We start from the raw sequence: 2,502 nt of genomic DNA, 5'->3' as shown, positions 1-2,502 counted from the left end.
AAAATGGCATGATGTCGTTCTTATGGAGCGAAGAAGTAGTGTAATTGGTATAGAATAAAAATAGAAAAAGAGATTTTGGAGACTAGTAATGAAAAGTTTAGAAGAAAAAGTTTTAATTTTTAAAGCTTTGTCAGAGCCGTTGCGGATAGAGTTACTTAGAATAATCAAAAGTAAAGAACGAGTTTGTGTATGTGAGTTGACTGAAAAAACAGGGATGAGTCAAAGTAAGTTATCATACCACTTAAAAATGTTATTAGATGCAGGCTTAATCTCTATACACCCAGAAGGAAAATGGAACTTTTATAGTATTTGTATAAGTTCATTTCAAAAAATATTTACGAGTGACTTTATTTCGGAGTTATTCTTAAATAACTCTTGACATATCAAAAAAAATTGATATGATAAAAATATAAATTGGCTTAATTTATATTTTTTCTAGAACGTATCAAAATATTTTGATTTTAAAACACATAAAATGAATTTGATTTGAAAAAATATAAAACGGAACAATTTACTCTGTATATGAATATATTACAATATAGTCATATACAGATTGGAAATAAATTAGCGTGTAGCTAATATAAAAAGGAGTTTTGATGATGAGTAAAATTGAAATCTTTGATCCTGCAATGTGCTGTTCAACGGGAGTGTGTGGTCCGAGTGTAGATAAAGAATTACTTAGAGTTGCAACGGTCATCCATAATATTGAGAAAAAAGGAATCAAAATTACGCGTTATGGATTAGCAAGCAACCCACAGGCATTTATTAATCATATTAAAGTAAGTGAGATGTTAACAAAATACAATGAGAAGGCACTACCGATAACAATGGTAGATGGTGAAATTGTTAAAAGTGGAAAATATCCGACGAATGAGGAGTTTTCTAAATGGACTGGGCTACCAGAAGAGGAGTTTGCAAAAATGCCGAAACATAAAAAGTCTAGTAGTTGTTGTGGCGGAAAAGGTTGTTGCTAAAAAATTTTAGGAGGAAAAGATGGTGTATAAGCAATTTGAGATAGATAAAATTCCTTTAACCAAATATTTGTTTTTTACTGGTAAAGGTGGAGTAGGAAAAACATCTGTAGCTTGTGCGACAGCATTAACTTTAGCCGACCAAGGGAAAAAGATATTTTTAGTGAGTACTGATCCTGCATCAAATTTGCAAGATGTATTTGGAATAGAGTTATCAAGTGAGGGAACACCGATTCAGGAAAATCCGAACCTCGTAGTTGCAAATTTAAATCCAGAGGCAGCAGCGAAAGCATATCGTGAATCAGTTATTGCCCCATATAAAGGAAAGTTACCAGAAAGCATTATTAAAAATATGGAAGAACAACTTTCTGGTTCTTGTACAGTAGAAATTGCAGCATTTAATGAATTTTCGAACTTTATTACCGATCAAGCAATGCAAAAAGAATACGATTACATTATTTTTGATACAGCACCTACGGGACATACACTTAGGATGTTGCAACTACCATCCGCGTGGAGCAATTTTATTAGTGAAAGTACGCATGGGGCTTCTTGTTTAGGTCAATTATCTGGGCTTGAAGAACGCAAAGAAATTTATAAATTAGCAGTAAAAATGTTAGCAAATTCTGAAATGACAACCTTGATTTTAGTGACAAGACCTGATGATACGCCACTAAAAGAAGCGGCTAGAGCATCTACGGAGTTAAAAGAACTTGGCGTAAAAAATCAATGTTTAATTATCAATGGCGTTTATCTGCCTGACATAGAAAATGATCCAATTGCGGATGGTTTATGTAAAAAACAACAAACTGCAATGCGAAGTATTCCAAAAGAAATTAATAAGCTAGAGACTTATATGATTCCGCTTCGGTCATATCATTTAACTGGTATCAATAATATTAGAAAGATGTTAAAAGAAGATACGTTAGACTTTGTAACTTATGCTTTGCATAAAGAAAATCCAGCGGAGATTAAAGATTTAATTGATGATTTATATCACTCGAAAAAACGTGTGGTTTTTACTATGGGAAAAGGTGGAGTTGGTAAGACAACGCTAGCGGCTACGATTGCAATGGGGCTTGCTAGTCATGGAGCAAAAGTGCATCTAACCACGACAGATCCAGCTGATCATTTAAAATTTGTTATTGAAGATACAAAACAAATCACAATAAGTAAGATAGATGAAAAATTAGAATTGAAAAAATATCAAGAGGAAGTCTTGGGAAAAGCACGGGAAACAATGTCTGAAGATGATCTTGCTTATGTAGAAGAAGATTTACGCTCTCCATGTACTCAGGAAATTGCAGTGTTTAGAGCCTTTGCCGAGATAGTGGAAAAAGCAGATGAAGAAATCGTTGTCATAGATACCGCACCAACGGGGCATACCTTATTGCTATTAGATGCATCGCAAAGCTATCACAAGGAAGTAGAAAGAACGCATGGGGATATTCCTGAATCAGTAAGAAATCTCTTGCCAAGATTAAGAGATGAAGGCGAAACTGCCGTTGTCATCGTAACATTAGCAGAGGCA

The 2,502-nt window shown here is 34.0% G+C and carries 3 protein-coding genes; all 3 read left to right on the top strand.

Features of this window, described 5'->3' with window-relative positions; genetic code table 11:
• The first annotated feature begins 88 nt into the window (after positions 1-88).
• A complete protein-coding gene (locus ACWZFG_RS07000; RefSeq protein ID WP_455577293.1) occupies positions 89-379 on the top strand; it encodes an ArsR/SmtB family transcription factor in 291 nt (96 codons plus the stop codon).
• Between the two features lie 220 nt (positions 380-599).
• On the top strand, positions 600-974 hold the full coding sequence (arsD, locus tag ACWZFG_RS06995; protein WP_455577292.1) for an arsenite efflux transporter metallochaperone ArsD: 375 nt from the start codon (positions 600-602) through the stop codon (positions 972-974).
• 22 nt (positions 975-996) lie between these two features.
• A partial coding sequence (arsA, locus tag ACWZFG_RS06990) for an arsenical pump-driving ATPase (RefSeq protein WP_455577294.1) occupies positions 997-2,502 on the top strand: 1,506 nt, incomplete at its 3' end.

The organism is Anaerosinus sp. (assembly GCF_965318445.1).
This window is presented reverse-complemented; position numbering and strand designations above follow the sequence as displayed.